The 24,061-nt window shown below is 35.5% G+C and carries 24 protein-coding genes; 10 read left to right on the top strand and 14 right to left on the bottom strand.

Annotated features, from left to right (window positions below; all coding sequences use genetic code 11):
* Positions 1-95: 95 nt before the first annotated feature.
* Positions 96-668, top strand: a complete 573-nt coding sequence (locus tag FBT53_RS14095; protein ID WP_136951837.1) for a hypothetical protein — start codon at positions 96-98, stop codon at positions 666-668.
* On the opposite strand, the gene FBT53_RS14100 is transcribed toward FBT53_RS14095, so the two are convergent.
* The 6 genes from FBT53_RS14100 to rsfS all read right to left on the bottom strand — a co-directional run bounded on the left by FBT53_RS14100 (position 658) and on the right by rsfS (position 5,438).
* Entirely contained in the window at positions 658-927 is a 270-nt protein-coding gene (locus FBT53_RS14100) for an acyl-CoA-binding protein (RefSeq protein ID WP_136951838.1), read from the bottom strand. The two genes, FBT53_RS14095 and FBT53_RS14100, sit on opposite strands and share 11 nt — an antisense overlap.
* Positions 920-1,585, bottom strand: coding sequence for a phosphatidylserine decarboxylase family protein (locus tag FBT53_RS14105; RefSeq protein WP_136951839.1), 666 nt, complete (start codon positions 1,583-1,585; stop codon positions 920-922). Before FBT53_RS14105 ends, FBT53_RS14100 begins: the two co-directional genes overlap by 8 nt.
* Positions 1,575-2,378, bottom strand: coding sequence for a phosphatidate cytidylyltransferase (locus tag FBT53_RS14110; protein ID WP_136951840.1), 804 nt, complete (start codon positions 2,376-2,378; stop codon positions 1,575-1,577). Before FBT53_RS14110 ends, FBT53_RS14105 begins: the two co-directional genes overlap by 11 nt.
* Before the next feature lie 4 nt (positions 2,379-2,382).
* Positions 2,383-2,991, bottom strand: a complete 609-nt coding sequence (locus FBT53_RS14115; protein WP_136951841.1) for an LUD domain-containing protein — start codon at positions 2,989-2,991, stop codon at positions 2,383-2,385.
* An 86-nt stretch (positions 2,992-3,077) separates the two neighbouring features.
* Entirely contained in the window at positions 3,078-5,057 is a 1,980-nt protein-coding gene (gene ftsH / locus FBT53_RS14120) for an ATP-dependent zinc metalloprotease FtsH (protein ID WP_136951842.1), read from the bottom strand.
* A gap of 6 nt (positions 5,058-5,063) precedes the next feature.
* Positions 5,064-5,438, bottom strand: a complete 375-nt coding sequence (gene rsfS / locus FBT53_RS14125) for a ribosome silencing factor (RefSeq protein ID WP_136951843.1) — start codon at positions 5,436-5,438, stop codon at positions 5,064-5,066.
* Positions 5,439-5,531: 93 nt separating this feature from the next.
* Between rsfS and FBT53_RS14130 the strand changes: the two genes are divergently transcribed.
* On the top strand, positions 5,532-6,263 hold the full coding sequence (locus tag FBT53_RS14130) for a biotin--[acetyl-CoA-carboxylase] ligase (protein WP_136951844.1): 732 nt from the start codon (positions 5,532-5,534) through the stop codon (positions 6,261-6,263).
* On the opposite strand, the gene FBT53_RS14135 is transcribed toward FBT53_RS14130, so the two are convergent.
* Together FBT53_RS14135 and pyrE are read right to left on the bottom strand one after the other, a co-directional pair.
* Positions 6,257-6,655, bottom strand: a complete 399-nt coding sequence (locus FBT53_RS14135; protein WP_136951845.1) for an SRPBCC family protein — start codon at positions 6,653-6,655, stop codon at positions 6,257-6,259. The two genes, FBT53_RS14130 and FBT53_RS14135, sit on opposite strands and share 7 nt — an antisense overlap.
* A 5-nt stretch (positions 6,656-6,660) precedes the next feature.
* Complete coding sequence (gene pyrE / locus FBT53_RS14140; RefSeq protein ID WP_136951846.1) at positions 6,661-7,302, bottom strand: orotate phosphoribosyltransferase; 642 nt, start codon at positions 7,300-7,302, stop codon at positions 6,661-6,663.
* Positions 7,303-7,309: 7 nt separating this feature from the next.
* On the opposite strand from pyrE, the gene FBT53_RS14145 reads away from it, so the two are divergent.
* On the top strand, positions 7,310-7,906 hold the full coding sequence (locus tag FBT53_RS14145; protein ID WP_136951847.1) for an NUDIX hydrolase: 597 nt from the start codon (positions 7,310-7,312) through the stop codon (positions 7,904-7,906).
* Here the strand turns inward: FBT53_RS14145 and FBT53_RS14150 are convergent.
* The 5 genes from FBT53_RS14150 to FBT53_RS14170 form a co-directional block, all read right to left on the bottom strand.
* Entirely contained in the window at positions 7,895-9,676 is a 1,782-nt protein-coding gene (locus tag FBT53_RS14150; protein WP_136951848.1) for a M14 family metallopeptidase, read from the bottom strand. The two genes, FBT53_RS14145 and FBT53_RS14150, sit on opposite strands and share 12 nt — an antisense overlap.
* Positions 9,677-9,720: 44 nt before the next feature.
* Positions 9,721-10,131 (bottom strand): response regulator, encoded by a 411-nt coding sequence (locus FBT53_RS14155; RefSeq protein ID WP_136951849.1) that lies wholly within the window; start codon positions 10,129-10,131, stop codon positions 9,721-9,723.
* Positions 10,121-11,944: a PAS domain-containing protein gene (locus tag FBT53_RS14160; RefSeq protein WP_136951850.1), complete on the bottom strand. Its 1,824-nt coding sequence runs from the start codon at positions 11,942-11,944 to the stop codon at positions 10,121-10,123. Before FBT53_RS14160 ends, FBT53_RS14155 begins: the two co-directional genes overlap by 11 nt.
* Before the next feature lie 166 nt (positions 11,945-12,110).
* A complete protein-coding gene (gene coaD / locus FBT53_RS14165) occupies positions 12,111-12,575 on the bottom strand; it encodes a pantetheine-phosphate adenylyltransferase (RefSeq protein WP_136951851.1) in 465 nt (154 codons plus the stop codon).
* A gap of 38 nt (positions 12,576-12,613) precedes the next feature.
* Positions 12,614-13,588, bottom strand: coding sequence for a D-alanine--D-alanine ligase (locus tag FBT53_RS14170; RefSeq protein WP_136951852.1), 975 nt, complete (start codon positions 13,586-13,588; stop codon positions 12,614-12,616).
* Positions 13,589-13,664: 76 nt separating this feature from the next.
* On the opposite strand from FBT53_RS14170, the gene FBT53_RS14175 reads away from it, so the two are divergent.
* The 7 genes from FBT53_RS14175 (at position 13,665) to FBT53_RS14205 (ending at position 23,784) form a co-directional block, all read left to right on the top strand.
* A complete protein-coding gene (locus tag FBT53_RS14175; protein ID WP_136951853.1) occupies positions 13,665-14,252 on the top strand; it encodes a PASTA domain-containing protein in 588 nt (195 codons plus the stop codon).
* Between the two features lie 5 nt (positions 14,253-14,257).
* On the top strand, positions 14,258-15,292 hold the full coding sequence (locus tag FBT53_RS14180; protein ID WP_370324141.1) for an RluA family pseudouridine synthase: 1,035 nt from the start codon (positions 14,258-14,260) through the stop codon (positions 15,290-15,292).
* 90 nt (positions 15,293-15,382) lie between these two features.
* The gene (yaaA, locus tag FBT53_RS14185) at positions 15,383-16,144 is read left to right on the top strand and encodes a peroxide stress protein YaaA (protein ID WP_136951855.1); all 762 of its coding nucleotides are present in this window, start codon (positions 15,383-15,385) and stop codon (positions 16,142-16,144) included.
* Positions 16,145-16,187: 43 nt separating this feature from the next.
* Positions 16,188-16,544: a hypothetical protein gene (locus FBT53_RS14190; protein WP_136951856.1), complete on the top strand. Its 357-nt coding sequence runs from the start codon at positions 16,188-16,190 to the stop codon at positions 16,542-16,544.
* Positions 16,545-16,844: 300 nt separating this feature from the next.
* Positions 16,845-20,297, top strand: a complete 3,453-nt coding sequence (locus FBT53_RS14195) for a pyruvate carboxylase (RefSeq protein ID WP_136951857.1) — start codon at positions 16,845-16,847, stop codon at positions 20,295-20,297.
* Positions 20,298-20,363: 66 nt separating this feature from the next.
* Positions 20,364-21,032, top strand: a complete 669-nt coding sequence (locus FBT53_RS14200) for a uracil-DNA glycosylase family protein (protein ID WP_136951858.1) — start codon at positions 20,364-20,366, stop codon at positions 21,030-21,032.
* Between the two features lie 205 nt (positions 21,033-21,237).
* Positions 21,238-23,784 carry a phosphoenolpyruvate carboxylase gene (locus FBT53_RS14205; protein ID WP_136951894.1) on the top strand — a complete coding sequence of 849 codons (2,547 nt, stop codon included), beginning with the start codon at positions 21,238-21,240 and terminating at the stop codon, positions 23,782-23,784.
* A 58-nt stretch (positions 23,785-23,842) separates the two neighbouring features.
* On the opposite strand, the gene FBT53_RS16135 is transcribed toward FBT53_RS14205, so the two are convergent.
* Positions 23,843-23,986, bottom strand: a complete 144-nt coding sequence (locus FBT53_RS16135; protein WP_167988148.1) for a hypothetical protein — start codon at positions 23,984-23,986, stop codon at positions 23,843-23,845.
* Positions 23,987-24,061 lie beyond the last annotated feature (75 nt).

Here is a 24,061-nt window from a genome sequence, read left to right on the forward strand (position 1 = left end):
TTTGAAGTGAATTTTCTTCGTGTCATATAAGTAAATTTAAGTTTCTTTTTAAGAACTTAACCTACTGTCCTGTTTTTGGGGGGATGCTCAAACCTGTGAAAACTTGGAATCCTGTAATAATTAATTTTCAGCATTTTTGGCGGTTGTGTTTAGATGCTTATCGTACACGTAGCTTCCGTGATAAGTTTAGAATTTGGTTTATGCCCACAGGCTGGCGACCAAAAGATGTAAGGATTAAGTATCCTATAAATTCTATTAAAGATGTATATGCTTATAATAAGTATTATCCTTATAATTCTACTCTATTAAAAATATATGCGGTTTTACAGTTGCTTATTACTACAATTTTATTAATGTATATGTTTGATAACTATAGTAATTTAGGATTTAGAAACCTACTCGTTTTAGGTGGAATTCTTTTCCTTGGTGTATTTGGGTATACAGCAGTAATGGACAATAGTAAATACGGTTTCTATGTGGAATTGATACGGGGAATTTTAGGAATTACTAGTATTCTAAGTTTACAAAAATGGGTTGAATTGCCCGCTCAAATGACAGTCAATAGCACCTATTTAATTGGGTACTTACTATTTTGTATTGCAGCAGCTTACTACTTTATTTTTATTGAGAAAAAGGAAAGCATTCAAAATACTGTGGTTAGCCAATAAACTTTTTAACCTCTTTGTTTACTAAAGCAATATAGCTTTCCATAGCTTCTTCCTTACTTAGATTTTTAGCTTGGATTAATGCATTGGCTTTAAAGGCATTTATGAGTGGTGTTCGGCTTCCGGGATGGTTGTAATTATCGTTGGCTATTCTATAATATGCATAAAGCTTTAATAGTAAATCTGCTGGTAGTGGTTTGGTGTAACTGTTGACCAAATTTACCGCATCATTAAAAGCTTTATGTAATTTTTCATCACTCATCCTTATCAGCAAGCATTGCTATACAGGTTCTAGCTCCTTTCACGGTTTGATTTAATTTAACACAAACCTTGGCATCTAGCGGTAAAAATACATCTACTCTAGAACCAAATTTTATAAATCCTGCATCTTCTCCCTGCATAACACTATCTCCTTCTACGGCATAGTTCACAATTCTACGGGCTAGAGCACCCGCAATTTGTCGGTATAAAATTTCACCAAACTTTGGAGTTTTTAAGACTACAGTTGTTCTTTCGTTGTCCGTACTAGACTTTGGGTGCCACGCTACCAGATATTTTCCTGGATGGTATTTAGAGTAAGAAATTGTTCCGCTTGCTGGGTATCTTGTTACATGTACGTTAACAGGAGACATGAAAATAGATACCTGTTTTCTTTTCTCCTTAAAATATTCTGTTTCTTCAACCTCTTCTATAACCACAACCTTCCCGTCAACTGGAGCTATAATTTCATCAAAATTTGGAGTTACTGGTCTTTTAGGGTTTCTAAAAAACTGAAGTATTAAAATTAAAATAACAAGTAATCCAATTTGAAGTGCATAGCGTAACCACTCTAACCCAATGTAGTATTGTGCTGCAAGTATGCCTGCAATAACTAAAATTAAGGTTGTAAAAATTATTTTTCTTCCTTCTTTATGAAACATATGCAAATACCGTTAGGGTAGCGTAGGCAAAAGGAGCTGCAAATACCAAACTGTCTAAACGATCTAGGATACCTCCATGACCAGGTAGTATGGCGCCACTATCTTTTACACCTGCGCTTCTTTTAAATTTAGATTCCAATAAATCACCTAGATTACCACTTATTACTAAAATTACAGCAAGTATTAGCCATTCAAAACTATTAATACTGGTATCTAATAAAGATAACAAGTAGGCAGCTAGCAGTGCAAAAATAAAACCTCCTAGCGAACCTTCCACAGTTTTTTTAGGAGAAATTGAAGGAAATAATTTAGTTCTCCCCAAAGATTTTCCTACCAAATAAGCAAAACTATCATTTACCCATATAATGATGAAGACCCCCATTATTAGTAATTCATCAAAACCATCTAATCTGTAAGGTATTAGAGTTAGAAAAATACATCCGCCGCCAATATAGAAGATGCCATAAAGAAATTTAGAAACATCATTTAATTTATAATCTCTTCCGGCAAAAAGGTAAACCAAAAGAAAAAGGTCTACTAATAAGGTTGCCCCTAGCAAACCATAGATTGGCAGCATATCGGTGATAAAATAGATATACAGCCACCATAATGCCAAATAGGCAACAAATACATAGTATCCACGTATTTTTACTAATCGCTTAAACTCGTACAAGCAACCTAAACCAAATACCATAAATAGAAAGTCGAACGCATCTGAACTTAAAAAGATGGCGGCAAGTAATAAAAAGACGTAAACAATCCCGGTAATGGACCTTCTCAGCAGTTCTTTCATCAATCTAAAAATCTTCTAAGAGCAAAAGATATACATTTTTTGATGTACTGCCGTAAGAAAGAAAATCATTTTTGTTTTCTGCAGAAGGGATAAAATGTTTAATAGTAGTAATATTATCTGGGAGTTGCTTTGGATAGCGTTTTTTAATTACTTTGAGCGCCTCGCTAATATTTTCTACCATTTGGCTTGTAGTAGCAAATATTATTATGTTCGAGGGTAATTCTTTTAGTTTTTTCTCCATGATTTGATTGCTACAGACTAGTATAGAGCCATCATGAGCAATTAAATGTTCACAGGTGGTAAAAAAGATATCAGAGTCGTTTCTATTGGCAGTAAATTTTATGCGTTCTGTGGCAAAACGTTCATTAATACGTTTGTCTAAGGTATAAAAATGACTGTTTTGCCAGTTATTCTCTGCAAGTATATTTTGTAACGCTTCTTGTACTTCATCAAAATTTTCACAGTAAATAAATTTACCTCCGTTTTTCTTAAAATAGATGGTAAATTTTTCGTCTGCGGGAATCCTGATATCGGGCATATGTTCCCCACGAGTTTCCAATGTTTCTTTGGATACTTTTTTGCCACCGCCAAAAAGTCTATCAAATATGCCCATGAAATAAGTATTCCTATAAGTTAAGTATCGTTCATTTGGGGACAATGACGCAATTACTTTGTAATGTCTGTTCTGATGGTTTACTCTTAAATACTAGGAGTTTCATTAATAGTTTCCTCTGTAGGAGTGTTACTATCATTATTTTCATTTTTGTCAAATGGTCTCTTGCCAAAAATTTTCTCCAAATCGTCTTTAAAAATAACCTCTTTTTCTAATAAGCGCTCTGCTAACTCTGTAAGCTTATCCTTATTATCAATTAAAAGCTTAATAGCTCTTTGGTATTGCTCCTCAATGATTTTAGATATTTCTGTGTCAATTTTCTGCGCAGTTTCTTCACTGTAAGGTTTAGAGAAACCGTATTCATTTTGACCAGAAGAGTCATAATAGGTAATATTACCAAGAGTATCATTAAGACCATAGATAGTAACCATTGCTCTAGCTTGCTTAGTTACTTTTTCTAAATCAGATAAAGCTCCTGTAGAAATCTTATCGAACATTACTTTTTCTGCAGCTCTACCGCCCATGGTGGCACACATTTCGTCTAACATTTGTTCTGGTCTAACAATAAGGCGTTCTTCTGGAAGATACCAGGCAGCACCCAAAGACTGACCTCTTGGAACTATGGTTACTTTTACCAAAGGAGCAGCATGTTCTGTCATCCAACTAACGGTAGCGTGGCCTGCTTCATGGTAAGCAATTGTTTTCTTTTCTTCTGGAGTAATGATTTTGTTCTTTTTCTCCAAACCACCAACAATTCTATCTACGGCATCCAAGAAATCTTGCTTAGTTACCGCTTTACGTTCTTTACGTGCAGCAATTAAAGCAGCTTCATTACAAACGTTGGCAATATCTGCCCCAGAGAATCCAGGAGTTTGTTTAGCAAGGAAATCTAAATCCAATGTTTCTGCTGTTTTAATAGGTCTAAGGTGAACTTCAAATATTTCTTTACGTTCCCGGATATCCGGAAGGTCTACATAAATCTGCCTATCAAAACGACCAGCACGCATTAAAGCTTTATCCAAAACATCTGCACGGTTAGTAGCAGCCAATACAATTACGTTAGTGTTGGTGCCAAAACCATCCATTTCGGTCAGTAGCTGGTTTAAGGTATTTTCGCGCTCATCGTTAGAACCTGTAAAATTATTTTTACCTCTTGCCCTACCAATAGCATCTATCTCATCTATGAAAATGATAGCAGGCGATTTATCCTTTGCTTGTTTAAATAGGTCTCTTACTCTAGAGGCTCCTACACCTACAAACATTTCTACAAAATCAGAACCAGATAATGAAAAGAAAGGCACTTTAGCTTCACCCGCAACTGCTTTTGCAAGTAAAGTTTTACCTGTTCCAGGAGGGCCAACTAAAAGGGCTCCTTTAGGAATTTTACCTCCTAAAGAGGTATATTTATCTGGGTTTCTTAAGAATTCCACAATTTCTTGTACTTCTTCTTTAGCACCTTCTAAACCAGCTACATCTTTAAAAGAAGTTCTAGTGTCTGTTTTTTCATCAAACAACTTAGCTTTAGACTTGCCAATGTTAAATATTTGACCTCCAGCACCACCACCGGCACCTCCAGACATTCTACGCATTAGATAAATCCAAATTCCAATGATTAAAACAAAGGGGAGTAGAGACAATAGTAGGTCTCCAAAAATGTTAGATTCCGTATCAAACTCAACAATAGTATCTAAATTGTTTTCTTTTTTGATGTCTGAAATTTCATTCTGAAAAATTTGTAAATCTCCGTAATCTAAAATATACTGCGGCACCATACCTGCAGACGGAATTAAAGATTTTTCTGATACACCTTTGTGTATTTCTTTGCTTAGCGCCTCTTGCTTTAAAAATATTTTAGCCTTACGAGTGTTGGTGATGATAACAATTTTATCAATATCTCCATTACGTAAAAACTCTTGCATTTCTGATGTTGTAGTTTTCTCCGTGTTGGAAAAAGCTGCACTACCAAAAAATTGAAAGCCCAAAATTAGGGCAATGATTACACCATATATCCACCAAGAACTAAAACGGGGTTTTTTGGGTGTGTTGGGATTGTTTTCTCTAGCCATTCTTTTTTAATTATAGCTGCTCTCGACCATAGTTACTTTGGCATCTCCCCAAAGACCTTCTATATCGTAATACTCACGAACATGCTTTTGGAATACGTGAACAACAACATTAACATAATCCATTAGTACCCATTCTGCATTATCAGAACCTTCTATATGCCATGGTTTATCCTTAATGGCTTTACTTACGGTTTTTTGAATGGAAGATACTATGGCGTTGACGTGGGTGTTGGATGTTCCGTTACAGATAACAAAGTAGTCGCAAACCGTATTTTCTATTTCTCTTAAATCTAATAGGTTTATATCTATTCCTTTTACATCTTCTATACCTGCGATGATTAAGGCAATTAGTTCATCTGCACTAGCTTTGTTTTTCTGCATCCAATAATTTTAAATTTTTACAAAGTTATTATTTTTTTGTTTTGCTCAATTGAGTTTTTAACATAACATTGAAACTGCAATTAAGAGAACCACATGCAAATAATCAAACTTAGTGCCACGGAATCTACCAATTTGTATTTAAAACAACTTGTTTTGGATACCCCCGTTTCAGATTTTACTCTGGTAAGTTGTGATGAACAGACTCAAGGTAGGGGGCAAGTAGGGAATACATGGCAGTCTGAACCCTTTAAAAACCTAACATTAAGTGTGTTAAAGAATTTTGATGCTTTGCATGTTGAGGATTTTTTTTATTTAAATTGTGTGGTGTCTTTAGCAATAGCAAAGACCTTGAAAGACCTGTCAGTTGGGCGTGTCAGGGTAAAATGGCCTAACGACATTATGGCAGGCAATAAAAAAATATGTGGAATTCTCATAGAAAACCTATTGCAAACTGGCCATATTAAAAAATCGATTATTGGTATTGGCTTAAATGTTAATCAGGAATCTTTTAACAATTTGCCCAGTGCAACTTCTGTTTTACTTCAAACTGGCAAAGAAAAAGATAGAGAAGAAGTACTACAAATCCTCATTAAAAATTTAAAGGAGTGTTTTACAATTTATCCTGTATCTAAATACGAATTCTTAAAGAAGGAGTATGAAAATTTATTATTTAGAAGAGGGACGGTGTCTACCTTTAAGGACACCCATAAAAAACAATTTAGTGCTGTAATTTTAGGAGTGTCCCTCGAGGGTAGATTGCAATTGCAATTAGAAGACGATAGTATAAAAGACTATGCCTTTAAGGAGGTGCAATTGTGTTACTGACCTATTTTATCCATGTTTGTAGTAAGAGTGTCCATAAAGTTGGTGATAGGCTTTTTTATCATCATAGCCATCATCGCGTTAAATTCGCCCTCAAAGCTTAGTGTAACTTCACTCTCACGGGTCGCTATTTCTTCAATGTCTGCCGTTAAGCTAAATGGTAATTTGTCAGAGGCAGCTCCTAGAATAACTTTAGAATTAGGAATCTGCTCTTTTAATCTTAAAATAATCTCTGGCATACCTTTTAAAGCAAACTTAAAAGTGTTTTCGTCTAACACTTCAAATTTGTCAATATTATCTGGCATTAAAACTTTAAAGTTTTTGATGTCTGATAAAAAGATAAACACTTGTTCCGCACTTTGATTTACGGTTTTTTTAGGGGTCTCTATGTGCATATTGCTTAGGGTTTCCAATTAGCAGGGGCTTCTCGCCACTCTAAAAGGGTTTTTAGTTGTTCTTCTTTAACGTAATGGGTTTCTGATGCTTGCTCAATTAAATGATGATAATCACTTAATGTATGCAGTTCAAGCTCTGCAGCGTTAAAGTTTTCTGCAGCAGCGGGGAATCCGTAGGTGAATATAGCAAGCATGCCTTTTACTTCTGCACCTGCGTTTTCTAAGGCAGTTACAGCATTTAAACTGCTCTTACCTGTGCTGATTAAGTCTTCTATTACTACTACCGTTTTACCTTTCTCTAAATACCCTTCTATCTGGTTTTGTCTACCATGAGATTTGGGTTCTGGACGTACGTAGACAAAAGGCAAACCTAGCGCTTCTGCTACTAAAATGCCTATACCTATGGCGCCAGTAGCTACCCCAGCAATAACGTCTGGTTTACCATACAATTTTTCAACTTGTTTTGCCATTTCTTCCCTTACGTAATTACGTATTTTAGGGTAAGAGAGTAAAATTCTATTGTCACAATAGATGGGAGATTGCCAGCCAGATGCCCAAGTAAAGGGGTTTTCTGGACTCAACTTAATTGCATTAATTTGCAGCAAAAGTTCGGCAGTTTTTTTAGCACTGTTCTTATCCAAAATCATGCGGCAAATGTATAAAGTTTTTGTGAATGAAGCGCCCCTTTATTTAACCAATAAAAAACCCAAAAATACAACGGTAAGGGTATTTAATATAGAGGAAATTAAAATACAAGATGTTCTTCAGCACTATTTAGATGGTACCTTAAAAGAAACTTATCTTTTAGATCCTAACGGAGCAATTCTGTCAGAATTTACAAAAGAAATACCTTTTGTAGATGCTGCTGGTGGATTGGTTAAAAATCCTAAGGGCAAAGTACTTTTTATATTTAGAAATGGTGTTTGGGATTTGCCTAAGGGCAAGTTAGAAGAAGGAGAGCGTATTGAGGATGCGGCATTAAGAGAAGTAGAAGAAGAAACTGGAGTAGCTAATTTAGTTTTAGGCGATTTTTTACAAACTACCTACCATGTCTTTAAGCGAAAAGGAAAGTTTAAGTTAAAGCGGACCTATTGGTACCAAATGTCTACGGATTATGATAAAAAACTTGTTCCTCAGCTAGAAGAGGGTATTACCAAAGTAAAATGGAAAGGGCCTCGTAAGACACGAAAAGCCCTCAAAAATACCTACGAAAACATCAAATTGTTGTTTGATGCGGACTTATTGGATTAACCCTTCTAAATTGTATTTGCCTTTTGTAACACGATAAATAGGATAACTTAAGTGTGCTCTTTCGTATAATTGAGAATGTTTAAAAATATAGTCTAATTGCGCATACCAGTTATTGGCAAAACTTGATTCCCGTTGTTTTTTGGCCATTAAACTATCTTTTAGGATAGAATTATTTTCTAAAATTTCTAAGGCAGTATCCTCAAATACATAGGGAGAAAAACCTTCCTTCTGCTGTAAAATTGTGTCAAAAAAGTTCCAATTAAAAAAAGAATCTACCGCGGTAGGCTCTAAAACTTCTAACACATATCGTACTCCTAATTGGTTGGTTTTAACCAAAACATCTCCTTTTTCTAAGGCTATGCTTTTGGAGCTCTTGGTCACTCTGGTGTCGTAATGAGGATAATGACCTTCATATGCATTAGAATAAGTTTCATAACTAGCAATCTTGTATGCTTCTACCTCTAAAACACTATCTTTTGCTATGGTTTGATAGCTAATACCATTTTGTGACAAGCGTTCTAAAACAGTGCTCCAACTCTTTTTAATAAGGTAAGCCTCTGGTACCTCTACCTCTTCTGTGCCTTTATAATAATTGTAATAAGGAACTTGCTTGGTAAACGTAGAATCTCTGTTATACTTTAATCGATTAAAGCCTGTTATGGCGCTAGCGATGGTGTCTGCTTTGTAGCCTTTAAAATTTAGGGTAGTTACTTGGGTGGAATCTAGTTCCCAACGCAAAGGATATTTCTCTAAGGTTAAAGCTGTTTGTTGAGCTTCCTTTCGCAGATTTTTAATTTTTTTGTGATGCTCCTCTGTTAGAACTACTAATTGTTTCATAAGCTCATATGTTCCTTCTACCCGTTGTTTGTAAGGTTTTAGCATATGTGTTTCTACCATTAAGCCTAACGTATTCCAAAGGGTGGTGTACCCGGTGGAGTATCTTGGATTATCCAGAAATTGGGAAAAACCAGTTTCTGGAGGTTTGTTAAATACATTTACATAAGGGGTAATATCCCATTTATGTGCAGCTAATTTTTGTTCTAATTGTGGCATTAGCGTGCTATGTAAAAAATCGCCAGCGGCACCTCCAAGTTTGTTGTGTTGGGTAAATAAATGTGTTAAAGTATATTGATAATCTGCACCATTACTTACATGGTTATCAACAAAAACATCTGGTTTTACCATGTGGAATATTGTGGCAAAAGTAGCGGCGTTTTTGGTGTCCATTTTTATAAAGTCCCGGTTTAAATCAAAATTACGGGCATTGCCTCTAAACCCGTATGCCTTGGGGCCATTTTGATTGGCTCTACTAGTACTATTTCTGTTGAGCATACCACCCACGTTGTAAACTGGAATGGTTGTTAGAATGGTATTTTTAGGAGTAGGTATTTTATTATTAGCTAAATCTCTAAAAAGCATCATAGAGGCATCTATACCATCACTTTCTCCCGGATGTATACCGTTATTTATAAGTAAAATGGTTTTGTCTTCCTGAAGTTTTTTAAAGTTGAAGTTGCCATCGGGATTGTAAGTAACCAAATGAAGGGGTTTGCCACTATCTGTAGCGCCAATGTTTTGAACATGTATTTCTGGGTATTCTTTAGCTAGATTTAAATAGAAATCTATGACCTCCTGGTAGGTGGCAGTTTCCGTTCCACCGCTATTTTCAAAGGTAGTTTTAAACGTTTGCTCGTTCTTTTCCGTTTGTTCATCACAAGCAATAAGAATCAAAAAAACAATTAAACTAAGTGAGCGCCAAACCAATTTCATTTAAAAAAATTAAAGAGTTGTGACGCTAAATTAGCTATTATGCCTTACGAAGCCATATTTAATACAGACAAATCATTAATGTCTAATTTATAGATAGGTTTCGTAAGAAAATCTATACGATGCTTGGTGTTTTCTGAGAAATAATGCCATTTATCCCGGTCTGCTTTATCAATAGAGGAGGTAATAATTTTAATATTTATGAGCTTATCTATTGGTAGGGCTATAAATTCTTCTAAAAATGTCCATCCATCCATGATAGGCATATTTATGTCTAGGAAAATAAGGTTAGGAATGCTTTTATTTTGCTCAATAATTAGTTTAATAGCAGCAAGCGCATCAGCTCCGTTGCCAAAATCATCTATTTCTATAGCAAGTTGAAATTTGCCTAATATTTTTTTGAGTCCAAAGACGGTAATCATATCATCGTCTATTATAAATACTTTATTATTCTCCATGTTTAAAAATGATGCTAAATGTTGCTCCTTCATTAATTTCACTACATACCGCTAACTTTGCTCCCATAGCTTCTGCTTGGTTTTTAGCAATGAATAAACCGATGCCTTTTGCATCTGGATTATCATGAAACGTCTTATACATACCAAATAACTTATCTTGATGTTGGTAAATATCAAATCCTAAGCCGTTATCTGTAACATTAAGGAGTACTTTACTTTCAGTAATACTACTTTTTATGTCTATAACCAATGGCTTATCTGGATGTCTATACTTTATGCTGTTGCTTATAAATTGGGTGATGATATTTTCTAGATATTGTGGCACAGCTTGTACTACAATAGTATCATCTATGGTAACCTTTACATTTATGTCGGAATCTAAAATTTGTGTCCTTAAATTATTAAGTGCCTTGATGGTAGCCTCATAGAGATTTATAGGCTCGTTCTCTAATTTTAAATTGGCATTAATTTCTAAAACTTCATTAAGGTGTTCCAAGGTTTCTGATAATTTGCTAGCTGTTTCCGTTAACATATCCATCAATCTTTGCTTCTCTATACCATCACTCTCAATATTTAAGAAATTTAATAGCATGGTAAAGTTGGCAGAATGAGAACGGATATTATGGCTAACAATATGGGCGAAATTTAGAAGTTTTTTATTTTGAACTGCAGTTACTTTAATCAACTCTTGTAGTTCTGCTTCTTTACTAACCACATCAGAAATATCTAAACTGATACCTATTAAACCCTTTACTCTTCCTTTAATATCTAATAGTGGCAACTTAGAGGTTAAAAAAGATAAGCTTTCACCTGTAGCATTGCGGTAGGTAAACCTTTTGCCCAACATAGGCTCTTTGCTTTCCATTACGTCAAGGTCTTCCTTCCTTAAAATTTTTGCTAGTTCTGGCTCAAATAAGTCAAAATCATTTTTTCCTAATATCTCTTCTTCCGTTTTATTAAAAAATTTACATTCTTGTTGGTTAATCATAACCTTTCTAGATTCTAAATCTTTAATATAGATACTAGCAGGTAGGCTGTCTATCAGCGTGCGTAATAACTTTTCGTTTTCTACAATCTGTATTTTTGCATTTACTTGTTCACTTACATCTTGTACGGTGCCCACGAGCTTTACCACTTTTTTGTTTTGTGTTATTGGCCTGCACGCGGTTATAATATGTTTTTTAACGCCTTTGGCGCTATTAATTTTCATGGTTTTATGCCAAGTTATCCCTATTTCTGCACTGGTTTTGTACAGGTTTTTCATGGATTCTTTGGCTTCTTCACCATCATAAAATTTAATAAAGTTCTCTACGGTAGGTTCAAAATCTAATGGAACATCGTAAATATCTTTAGTGGTTTTAGACCATGTAATGGTTTTAGAGAACATATCGTACTCCCAAATACCCACTTTAGAAATTTCGCTTTGTATGTTTAGTAAATTATCTAGCTTATCGTATTTAAGATTAGTTTGTAATTCTTGGGTTATGTCTTCAATTTTTAGAACTGTTCCTAAAAGCTCCATGTCATCAGATAACCAAGGCGAGAAATCCCATTTAAAATATTGGTGCTCCTTATGGTCGCAAATACCTTGTTTGTGAATTCCTTTAAGTACGTCTTCAAAAATTTCTTTCTGTTGCTCGCATTGCTCCCCCTTAAATATCTCTGTTAAGTGCAAGCCAATAAAAGAATCTCCCTTAAAACCATAGAATTTTGCCCACTTTTTGGTGGCTTCAACTAACACGCCATCAGTGTTAATCATTGCCATCATAATAGGCAATTCCTTTATGGAATAAGAGTTAATAGTAGCTTTCAAAGTGTTTGGTGTTAATCGCACAAATACAAGAAATTTCTTACAATACTATAAATATAGTACTACAGAAAAGACTTTTTGTTGTGTAGCTACAAAAAAATGTGGTTTTTCCTTTAAATCCTGCTCATTCTGATTGAAAGGAGATATACTATAGGTGAATGGTTGTTAACTAAGGTTGAGCTGTATAGCGAACGGTATCTGGTACCAACCCTGTATAATCTCCCCCATTTCGTATTACATCTCTAACTATAGAACTACTAATGTAAGACTTGCCAGAAGAGGTGAGCAAAAAGACCGTCTCTATTTCTGATAATTTTCTATTGGTGTGAGCAATAGCTTTTTCGAACTCAAAATCAGCAGGATTTCTCAATCCTCTTAAAATGAAATTAGCATTAATGCTTTTACAGAAATCCACTGTTAAACCCTCATAGGTCAGCACTTTTATTTTGGGTTGGTCCTTAAACGCTTCTTCTATAAATTTCTGACGCTCTTCTAAACTGAACATATACTTTTTGTCTGCATTAATACCAATAGCAATGATTAATTCATCAAAAAGGGTAATACCTCTTTGGATAATATCATAATGTCCTAAGGTAAGAGGGTCAAAGGACCCTGGGAATATAGCGCGTCTCATTTGTTGTAAATCGTTGGTTTAAAAATAACGATTATTCTCTACTTTAAAGCCTCTATAATTGCACTTTCAAAAAGTTGAGCTAGACTTATGCCTGCAGCTTGTGCTTGTTGCGGTAAAATGCTTTCTTCTGTTAATCCAGGTGTCGTATTTACTTCTAATAAATAAGGTTGGTCCCCAATAAAAATAAATTCACTTCTGGTGTACCCTTTTAGTTTTAATACTTTATAAATTTTGGTGGCTACACTGGCCACATTTTGTAGCTGAATATCTGATATTCTTGCTGGTGTTATTTCTTGAGATTTACCTTCGTATTTAGCTTGGTAGTCAAAAAAATCGTTCTCAGAAACTATTTCAGTTACTGGTAGTACTTTAATTTCATCCTTATACGTAATTACGCCCACAGAGACTTCTGTACCTTCTAAAAAAGACTCTATTATAATTTCATCATCTTCTTTAAACGCCATTACAATCGCGATAGCAATATCTTCTTTCTTATATACTTTAGAAATTCCAAAACTACTACCTGCCTTATTTGCTTTTACAAAACATGGTAAGCCTACTGTCTCTACAATACCCTCTACATCTATAACGTCTCCTTCGTTTAAAGGGTAAGATTTAGCACATTTAATTCCATACGGTTTTAAGGTGCTTAGTAAATCACGTTTATTAAAAGTGAGAGCCGCTTGGTATGCATTACAGGCCGTTTGTGGTAACTGTAGTAGCTCAAAATATCCTTGTAATAGGCCATCTTCTCCTGGAGTACCATGGATGGCGTTAAAAACACAATCAAAAGTAATCTTGCCACTAGGTAATTCTAAAGAGAAATCGTGTTTGTCAATCTCATACTTTTTGCCACTAATATCTTGGTGATACCAAGAATTTTTTGTGATAACAATGCCGTAGGTATTGTATTTGGTAGTGTCTAAATGCTTCATTACAACACTTCCACTTTTCATGGAGATTTCTTTTTCGCTAGAAAAACCACCCATGACAACAGCTATATTTATTTTCATTCCTTAGAATTAATGTAGTGGCAAAGTAAATAAAAAAAGAGGGCGTTTTTCTATATTTGTCCGCAAACAACTTCTTATGAAGGATTTTATTGGCTTTTTAAAAAGCAAGACGTTTTTAATACAGTTGGCTATTGCAATGGTGTTAATAGTGATATTCGTGTTTGTAATCTTAGGTTGGTTAAAAAGCACTACCAATCATGGCGAGTTTGTACAGGTGCCAGACTTTTCTAAAATGTCTGTGATGGATATGCGTAAAACAGCAGAAGCAGCAGGATTGCGTTATGAGGTTTTAGATTCTACCGATTATAACCCAGAATATCCAAGATTTTCCATATTAGAACAAAACCCTAAAGCTGGATCCAAAGTAAAACACAACAGAAAAATATATTTTACGGTAAACCCTTCTGGTTATAAAAAAGTATCTGTACCTAAAATTATACAAGTTACTCGCAGAAACGCTACTGCCATGCTCCGTGCAGTTGGTTTAGATGTGCAACGCGTAACCTATATAGACGAACTTGGTAAAGACATGGTATACCGTGTAAAATACAAGGGAAAAGATATAAGTCCTGGAGAAAAATTGCCAAAAACCTCCAAGGTGGAGCTTATTTGTGGTAACGGTACTATTCCAGAAGAGATTTTAGCTACGGAGTCTGACCAATAATGTATATGGAAGAAGAGGAAGATTTTGGGCCTAACCAAGACGATTTATACGAACACCATAAGTTTGTAGCTTCTAAAGGACAAGAACCGCTAAGAGTGGATAAGTTTTTAATGAATTTTATAGAAAACGCCACCCGCAATAAAATTCAACAAGCTGCTAAAACAGGAAATATTTGGGTAAATGACACTCAAGTAAAGCAAAATTATAAAGTTAAAGCAGGGGATGTTGTAAAAGTGTTATTTGAGCATCCGCCGTATGAATTTTTGCTAACACCAGAGAACATACCGCTAGATATTGCATATGAGGATGATGAGGTTTTGGTCGTCAATAAAGAACCAGGGATGGTAGTGCATCCTGGACACGGAAATTATTCTGGCACTTTAATTAATGCTTTAGTTTATCACTTTGAAAATTTGCCAGATAATAGTTCTGGCAGACCCGGGTTGGTACACCGTATTGATAAAGATACTTCTGGATTGCTAGTTGTAGCTAAAACAGAACATGCTATGACGCATCTGGCAGAGCAATTTTTTAATAAAACTACAGAACGGGAGTATGTAGCCCTTGTTTGGGGTAATGTGGTAGAAGATGAAGGTACTATAGAAGGGCATCTGGCACGCAATCCAAAAAACCGACTGCAAATGATGGTTTTTCCAGAAGGCGATGTTGGTAAAGAAGCGGTAACGCATTATAAGGTTTTAGAACGATTTGGTTATGTAACCCTAGTGTCTTGCAAATTAGAGACAGGAAGAACACACCAAATTAGGGTGCACATGAAGTATCTAGGTCATCCTTTATTTAATGATGAGCGTTACGGCGGAGATAAAATACTTAAGGGTACCACTTATACCAAATACAAACAGTTTGTAGACAATGCCTTTAAACTATTACCAAGACAAGCTTTACACGCAAAAACTTTAGGATTTGTACACCCTACCACAGCTAAGGCGCTAAGATTTGATTCTGAAATACCGGCAGATATGCAAGCGTGCATAGAAAAATGGCGCTCTTACAGCAAAAACAGTACAGAAGAATCATAAAGATTTTCAATTCTGCTATTGAAAAGAGCATTGAAGCAAGCATTTTGTCTTTTTAAAAAGCAATGTATTTTTACCCAAAGTTTAGACGCTATGAAAATTGTAATTTCTCCTGCAAAGTCATTGGATTTTGAAACACAGTTGCCCACTAGTAAACACACAGAACCTGTATTTTTAGAAGAAGCAAGTAAGTTAAACTCGGTATTGGCAAAGAAAAAACCAAAGGCTTTATCAGACTTGATGCATATTAGTGATAGTTTGGCGCAACTTAATTGGGAACGTAATCAACAGTTTTCTACGCCTTTTACTCCGGAGAATGCAAGACCAGCAGTGTATGCGTTTAATGGCGATGTGTATCAAGGATTAGATATATATACTCTTCCAGAAAACAAAATAGATGCCCTACAGCAAAAACTTCGCATCTTATCTGGCTTATATGGTGTTCTAAAACCTTTAGATTTAATGCAGCCTTACCGTTTAGAAATGGGTACTCAGTTAAAAGTAGCGCGCAAAAAGAATTTGTATGAGTTTTGGAAAGAAACGCTGACACAACATTTGAATGATGAACTGACGGAAGACGAACTCTTTATTAATCTAGCAAGCAACGAGTACTTTAAAGCAATTGATACTAAAACTTTAAAAGTGCCCGTAATCTCTCCGGTATTTAAAGATTGGAAGAATGATAAATTGAAGATTATTAGCTTTTATGCAAAAAAAGCTAGAGGCTCTATGGTGCGTTATATAATAGATAATGATGTGGAAACGCTAGACCAATTAAAAGGCTTTGACTATGATGGATACCAGTTTAGCCAAGAACATACCCTTAAACCTAATGAACCTGCATTTATCCGGTAGACTAAATTGCAATTTGTACCGTTCTTATAGTATATAGAAAACTATGAGAAAGCTTATTTTGTCATTGGTAGTTGTTGCAGTCATTGCAGCATGTAATGATAGAGATGATAATTTAGAGGGTGTAAATCTGCGTATTCAAAATAGTAGTTCTAGTAATTTTACTACGGTTACCGTTGGGGATGAGCGACTAGTTTTTGAAAATGTTATTTCAGGTAGTTATTCTGATTATCAAGAAGTAGTAAGGGCTTACCAGCAAGACACAGTACACGTAGTTGCAGATTCTTTAGATTTACGTTTTGTTCCAGAAATACAGACAGATTCTCTTCCTTTAGGAGTGTACACTTACGAGTTGTCTATTTCAGAAGAAGGCCAACTGCAGTTTCAATTTAAAATTGATTAATCCTATCTTAATAGTATAACCTGTATTTTTCTACGATGGTTATCTCTACTATGAGCTTTTTTCTTCTTGCGCCAAACACTTATCGGTAATTTTATCTTCTCTTATATTCACATCCCTTTTACCTACACGTAAACTAATAGTTATTTTTTTATAATCATCATAAATTAATGGCACTACAACGTTTTAGTTTGTGATTTTTTTAGTTTAAATGATAGTTTTGTGAAAAATATTCATTACTTAAAGAATTATACTATACCACATACACTAACTATTAACTAATTCTAAAATTTAAGAAAATCAATGGAAATTAAAAAGGTTCTTGTTGCGAATCGCGGTGAAATCGCCATCCGTATTTTTAGAGCATGTGCAGAAATCGGATTGCAAACCGTAGGTATTTATACATATGAGGATAGATACTCTCTGCATCGGTACAAGGCAGACGAAGCGTATCAAGTTGGGGAAGATGATGAGCCTTTAAAACCTTATTTGGATATTGACGCTATCATCAATATCGCTACAGCTAACGGTGTAGATGCTATACATCCTGGATACGGATTCTTGTCAGAAAATGCAGAATTCGCTCAAAAATGTGCAGATAATAATATCATTTTTGTAGGTCCAAAAGTTTCTGTGTTAAAAGCATTAGGTGATAAGATTACGGCTAAGGAAGTAGCAGTATCTCAACAAGTGCCAATTATCCAAAGTAGTCGTGAAGATTTAACTACTCTAGAAATTGCGCTAGAAGAAGCAGATAAAATTGGTTATCCTGTTATGCTAAAAGCGGCTTCTGGTGGTGGTGGCCGGGGTATGCGTGTAATACGTACTGCAGACGATTTAAGAAAAGGCTATCCAGAAGCGCAAAGAGAAGCCTTGAAAGCTTTTGGAGATGATACTGTTTTCTTAGAAAAGTTTGTAGAAAATCCAAAGCATATAGAGGTGCAAATTGTGGCAGATACCCACGGGAACATGGTGCATTTATTTGAGCGCGATTGTTCCGTACAACGTAGATATCAGAAGGTTATTGAGTTTGCACCTTCTTTAGGCTTACCACAAACTACAAGAGATAAATTATACGAGTATGCCTTAAAAATTTGCAAGGCGGTAGATTACAATAACATTGGAACGGTAGAATTTTTAGTAGACCAAGATGGTAGCATTTATTTTATAGAAGTAAACCCTCGTATACAAGTAGAGCATACCGTAACAGAGGAGATTACCAAAATAGATTTGGTTAAAGCTCAATTATTTATTGCTGGTGGCTATAAATTGGCAGACCAGCAAATAAAAATTAAAGACCAAGCCTCTGTAGTAGCCACTGGTTATGCTTTGCAATGTAGGGTAACCACGGAAGACCCTACCAACGATTTTAAACCAGATTATGGTATTGTTACTACATACCGTAGTGCATCTGGGCATGGTATACGCTTAGACGCAGGTAGTATTTACCAAGGGGTCCGTATTTCGCCATTTTTTGACAGTATGTTGGTAAAAGTTTCTGCTTCTAGTAGAACCTTAGATGGCTGTTGTAGAAAAATGCGTAGAGCATTGGCAGAATTTAGAATTAGGGGGTTAAATACTAATATTCCTTTTTTAGATAACATTCTATTACATCCTACCTTTAGACAGGGACAGGTAACTGTAAACTTTATCAAGAACGAACCCAGCTTATTTAAAATCAGAGAGTCTAGAAACCGGGCCAATAAGTTGGTAGGTTATTTGGCAGAAACTATCGTAAATGGCAATCCAGATGTTAAAAAGGTAGATAAGGACCGTGTATTTACAAAGCCACAAATACCGAGTTTTCCTAAAAATGAACCTTATCCTAAAGGTACCAAAGACTTATTAGCAGAATTAGGTCCAGAAGGTTTTGCTAATTGGCTTAAAGACCAAAAGCAAGTACATTTTACAGATACTACCTTTAGAGATGCGCACCAGAGCTTATTAGCTACACGTATGCGTACTATAGATATGCTAAAAGTGGCAGAAGGCTATGCTAAGAATCATTCAGAAATCTTTTCCATGGAAATTTGGGGTGGAGCTACGTTTGATGTTTGCCTTAGATTCTTAAAAGAAAACCCTTGGGAGCGTTTAGCATTGTTGCGAAAAGCGATGCCTAATGTATTAACGCAAATGCTTATTCGTGGTTCTAATGGCGTGGGTTACAAGGCGTATCCAGATAACTTAATTGCAAAATTTGTAGAAAAATCTTGGGAAACAGGTTTGGATGTTTTCAGAATCTTCGATTCCCTAAATTGGATGCAATCCATAGCGCCATGTATTGAACACGTGCGTAAGCATACGGGTGGTTTGGCAGAAGCTTCTATTTGTTATACGGGCGATATCTTGAATCCGGAAAAATCCAAATATGACCTAAAGTATTATGTGCAGTTGGCTAAAGATATAGAAAATGCCGGTGCACATATATTAGGGGTAAAAGACATGGCAGGGTTGTTAAAACCTCAAGCTGCGTTTGAGTTGATTTCTGCATTAAAATCAGAACTAAATATTCCTATACATTTACATACCCACGATACTTCTTCTGTACAAGCAGCCATGTATTTAAAAGCTATAGAAGCAGGTGTGGACGTTGTAGACGTGGCACTTGGGGGCTTATCTGGCTTAACAGCACAGCCAAACTTCAATTCTATGTTAGAGATGCTTCGCTTTACGGAGCGTGAGAACAAAATGAATCGTGAAAAATTGGCAGAATATTCTAATTACTGGGAAACGGTTCGTACGTATTATTATCCATTTGAATCTGGATTAAAAGCAGGAACAGGAGAAGTGTATACTCATGAAATTCCTGGCGGACAATATTCCAATCTAAAAGGGCAAGCTATTGCTTTAGGGTTAGAGAATAAATTTCCAGAGGTAACTAAAATGTATGCAGAGGTCAACGAACTTTTTGGAGACATTATTAAAGTAACACCAAGTTCTAAAGTGGTGGGCGATATGGCGCAATACCTTATCAGTAATGGATATTCTGTAAAAGACGTATTAGAAAAAGGGGATAGCATTTCTTTTCCTGAGTCCGTAAAGAGCTTTTTTAGAGGCGATTTAGGGCAGCCTACAGGTGGTTTTCCTAAGCGTTTGCAAGAAATAATTCTAAAAGATGAAAAACCATATACGGATAGACCCAATGCACATTTGGAACCTGTAGATTTTGATGAAGAATTTAAAATCTTCCAAGCTAAATATACCAAGGGTATGGGACGGGAATTAGAAATGACAGATTTCTTGTCATATCAGTTGTATCCTAAAGTATTTGAAGATGCCTACCAGCACCATCTTTTGTATGGTAATGTCATGGTTATTCCTACCAAAAACTTCTTCTATGGAATGGAGATTGGGGAAGAAATTATGATAGAGATGGATAAAGGTAAAACCATCTTAGTACAACTTATGCTTGTTGGCGATCCAGATTCTAGTGGTAATGTTAACTTGTTTTTTAAAGTCAATGGGCAATTACGTAATGTAGTTGTTAAAGACAAGAGTATAAAGGTAGACAAGCAAGAAAACAAAAAGGTAGATGCTAATAATCCTAAAGAAATTGGCTCGCCATTGCAAGGTTTACTAAGTAATGTACTAGTTAAAAATGGGCAAGAGATTAAAAAGAATCAGCCTTTGTTCATTATAGAAGCAATGAAAATGGAAACAACGGTTACAGCTCCGGAAGAGGGTGTTGTAGACCGTGTTGAATTGCCTAGCGGTACTTTGGTCAATGGAGACGACCTAGTACTTATTTTAAAATAATATTGGTTCTGGGTCGGTTTTTCTGGCCCAGAATTATTCTTGTATTTTTAGGGCAAACCAGTACCATTGTCTCAGCCCTTTTTACATACCCATCCTTATCCACCTTTCTTATTTAATGGTGTAGAAAAATTAATTGTTGGGACATTGCCACCACCAAGATTCACAACGGGGCTTTTAAAAGAAGGCGATGTGGATTTTTGTTATGGCAGTAGAGATGGTCAACTTTGGCCAATTTTAGACCGTATTTTTCATTTAGATTTATTGTTTGAAACTACGGAAGCGGCCGTACAACAGCGTAAAGAATTTTTACGTGAGCAGAAGATTGGTGTTTGTGATATTGTTGCGAGTGCAGAAAGAGAAAAAGTGGATGCCTCTGACCTTGGTATGCAAAATGTACAATTGAGAGATTTATTGGGGTATTTGGAAGAATATACTACGGTAAACACGCTACTTTTTACCGGTGGTAATAGCAAAAATGGTCCCGAGTATTTTTTTAGGAGATTGCTTAAGACAAATAATTTACGACTACAAGTAGTGGATAGTTCGGTGCCTAGAATACATCAGTTTGTACATCCAAGCACACAAATAAATATACAAACGGTTAGCCTAACAGCTCCTAGCGGTGCTGCTAACAGGGCAGTGGGCAGCTTGCCATTGTACAAAGAATTAAAGCGTAAAAATCCAAGTTTTAATACTCTAGATTTTCGCGTACTCCAATATGCAAAGTTCTTTTAGCATCATATTGTAAGGTTAAATCCTTAAACTGCATCAATCTAAAAGTAAAAAATTAAATATACTTTATAAAAGCAAGTACTATTGTTAGGTTTGTATGGTGGTGCTAACAAATTGTTATAGTACAGCAATCCATGGTTTAAATGGTCTTATTTAACGACCTTTGAAGGGTTTCATAATTAAAATTTTATCCAGGTATATGAATAAAATGCGGCAAACAAAACGATTGGCAGAATTTCAAAAGTCGGTCACCAACAGATACAATATCTACAATAGCCTGTTTCTTAGTCTGCCTTATGCAGACATGGAAAATGTAGCAACCCTTGTTCCTTTGTTATTTGAGCAGTGTGAGAAAGGCTTAAATGCGGGTAAAAAACCAGAAGAAATATTAGAAAACTTCTTTACTGGCGTTGCAGGAATTACAGACGAGAAACAGCGAATAGATTTCATGTTTCGTATTATACAATACGTTGAACGCCAAGTGGTATTGTATGATAGTGTAGAAGATGCCGCATTTCCAAAATTGCAAAAATATACCAACTCACTTGGAATTAAAGATTATTTTGAGCTGGTAGACCAAAATAAGAATTGGGATAAAATCTCTAAAAAGCTATCTACTTTTAGTGCAAGAATAGTACTTACGGCGCACCCAACCCAATTTTATACACCCGCGGTTCTAGATATCATTTCAGAATTAAGAAAAATGATTGAAGATAACCGTATTAATGATATTGATACCACTTTGCAGCAATTAGGATTAACTTCTCTGGTAAACTCCAGAAAGCCTACGCCTTTAGACGAAGCAAAAAACATTATCCACATCCTTAGAAATACGTATTACGATGCTATTGGAGAAATGTTTCAAGACATTAAAAAGAGTATTAGGGATGAGAAATTTGATAATTACGACATTATAAAATTGGGTTTTTGGCCTGGCGGAGACCGGGATGGTAACCCATATGTAACAGAAGATATCACTAAAAAAGTAGCAGACGAATTGCGCCTTACTTTAATGAAGTGTTATTATAATGACATTAAAGTGCTACGGAAAAAACTAACGTTCCGTGGGTTGGCTGAACCGTTAGAATTGTTAAGTGATAAGCTCTATAAGGCTATGTTCCAAACGGAGTTTTTGGTAAGCTATGAAGAAATCATCCAAAGTCTAGAGCAGGTTAAAGAAGTACTTGTTAATGATTATCATGGGTTATATTTAGAAGATTTAATTAAGATGATAGATAAGGTGCACATATTTAAAGTGCACTTTGCAACGCTAGATATTCGCCAAGACCATAGTAAACATTACTTAACGGTCACAGAGGTACTTAAAAAGCATGGCGTAATTAAGGAAAGTCTTGAAGAATTATCGCAGGAGGAATTAATTAATTGTTTGCTTAAAAAGGATATCACTGTAAATGAGAGCGATTTTACGGAAGACATTGTGGTGCAAACCCTAACTAATATTTCTCACTTAAAGGAAATACAAAATAGAAATGGAGAGGCAGGCTGTAATCGCTACATCATAAGCAATAGCGAAGATATTTTTTCCGTACTATTTGTTTTTGGTTTGTTTAGATGGTGTGGTTGGAAAGCAGAGGATATAACTTTTGATATTGTTCCGTTGTTTGAGACCATGAAAGGAATGGATGCTTCTGAAGAAGTAATGCAAGCCCTATTTGATATACCAATGTACAAAGAACACCTAGCACGTAGAAAAGACGTACATACTATTATGTTAGGTTTCTCTGATGGTACAAAAGATGGCGGGTATTTAAAAGCCAATTGGTCTATTTTAAAAACAAAAGAAACTTTAAGTAAGGTGTGCAAGAAAAACGGTATAAAAGCTATTTTCTTTGATGGTAGAGGCGGACCGCCAGCACGTGGTGGTGGTAAAACACATCGTTTCTATGCCGCACAAACCAAGGATGTTGCCAACCATGAAATTCAATTAACCGTACAAGGACAAACCATTACCAGTACGTTTGGTACCAAAGAGCAGTTTAAACACAATGCGGAACAATTACTTACCGCTGGGCTAAGCAATAACCTATTTGGAAAAGAACACAAAATTTCTGGAGAACAACGCAGGTTAATAGAAAAACTTTCGCAGCTTAGTTTTAATAAATATGACGCGTTAAAACAACATGAGAAGTTTATACCTTATTTGGAGCATAGAAGTACGTTAAAATATTATACCAAGGCAAATATTGGTAGTAGACCAGGAAAACGTGGTAATAAAAAGCAACTGACGTTATCTGACCTTAGAGCGATTTCCTTTGTTGGTTCTTGGAGCCAATTAAAGCAAAATGTACCAGGCTATTTTGGATTGGGTACGGCCATAGCACAGCTTAAAGAAGAAGGTAAGATGAACGATGTGAAAAAACTGTTCAAAGAAGTGCCTTTCTTTAGAGCTTTGATGATGAATAGTATGATGTCTCTGGCAAAAACCAACTTCAATTTAACCAGTTACATGAAGGAGGATAAGGAGTTCGGTGATTTTTGGAAGATTCTACACCAAGAGTTTGAACTGTCTAAAAAGATGCTATTGCAAATTTCTGGACATAAAATCTTAATGGAAGACGAGGCGGTTTCGAGAGAATCCGTTAAGATTCGTGAGAAAATTGTTCTGCCGTTATTGGTAATTCAGCAGAATGCGCTCTTTCATATAACCAAAGATTCTGAATTTAAAGAGTTGTATGAGAAGATAGTGACACGTAGTCTCTATGGTAATATTAATGCCAGTAGAAACTCGGCTTAAATAATAGAAAAAGCCCCTGAGAAATCAGGGGCTTTCTTATACACAAAAAAGGGTTTTATTATCCTTTGTTCTGTTGCTTTTTAACGGTATCCTCGTCAATATCAAAATCGTTAGTTTTGATGTTGGTATTCCCAGTTGGGTTGGTAGGATTTGTTTGTTCTACTCTTCTTTTAAACTTCTTCTTATCTTCAATAATTCCCATAGTATTTTTTTTAAATTAATAACTATTGAGAATGTACTAAAAGCTTGAGCTAAACTCCGTTAATAGCATTTTAAA

Source organism: Flavobacterium sp. ASW18X (assembly GCF_005144745.1).
Lineage (GTDB): Bacteria > Bacteroidota > Bacteroidia > Flavobacteriales > Flavobacteriaceae > Croceivirga.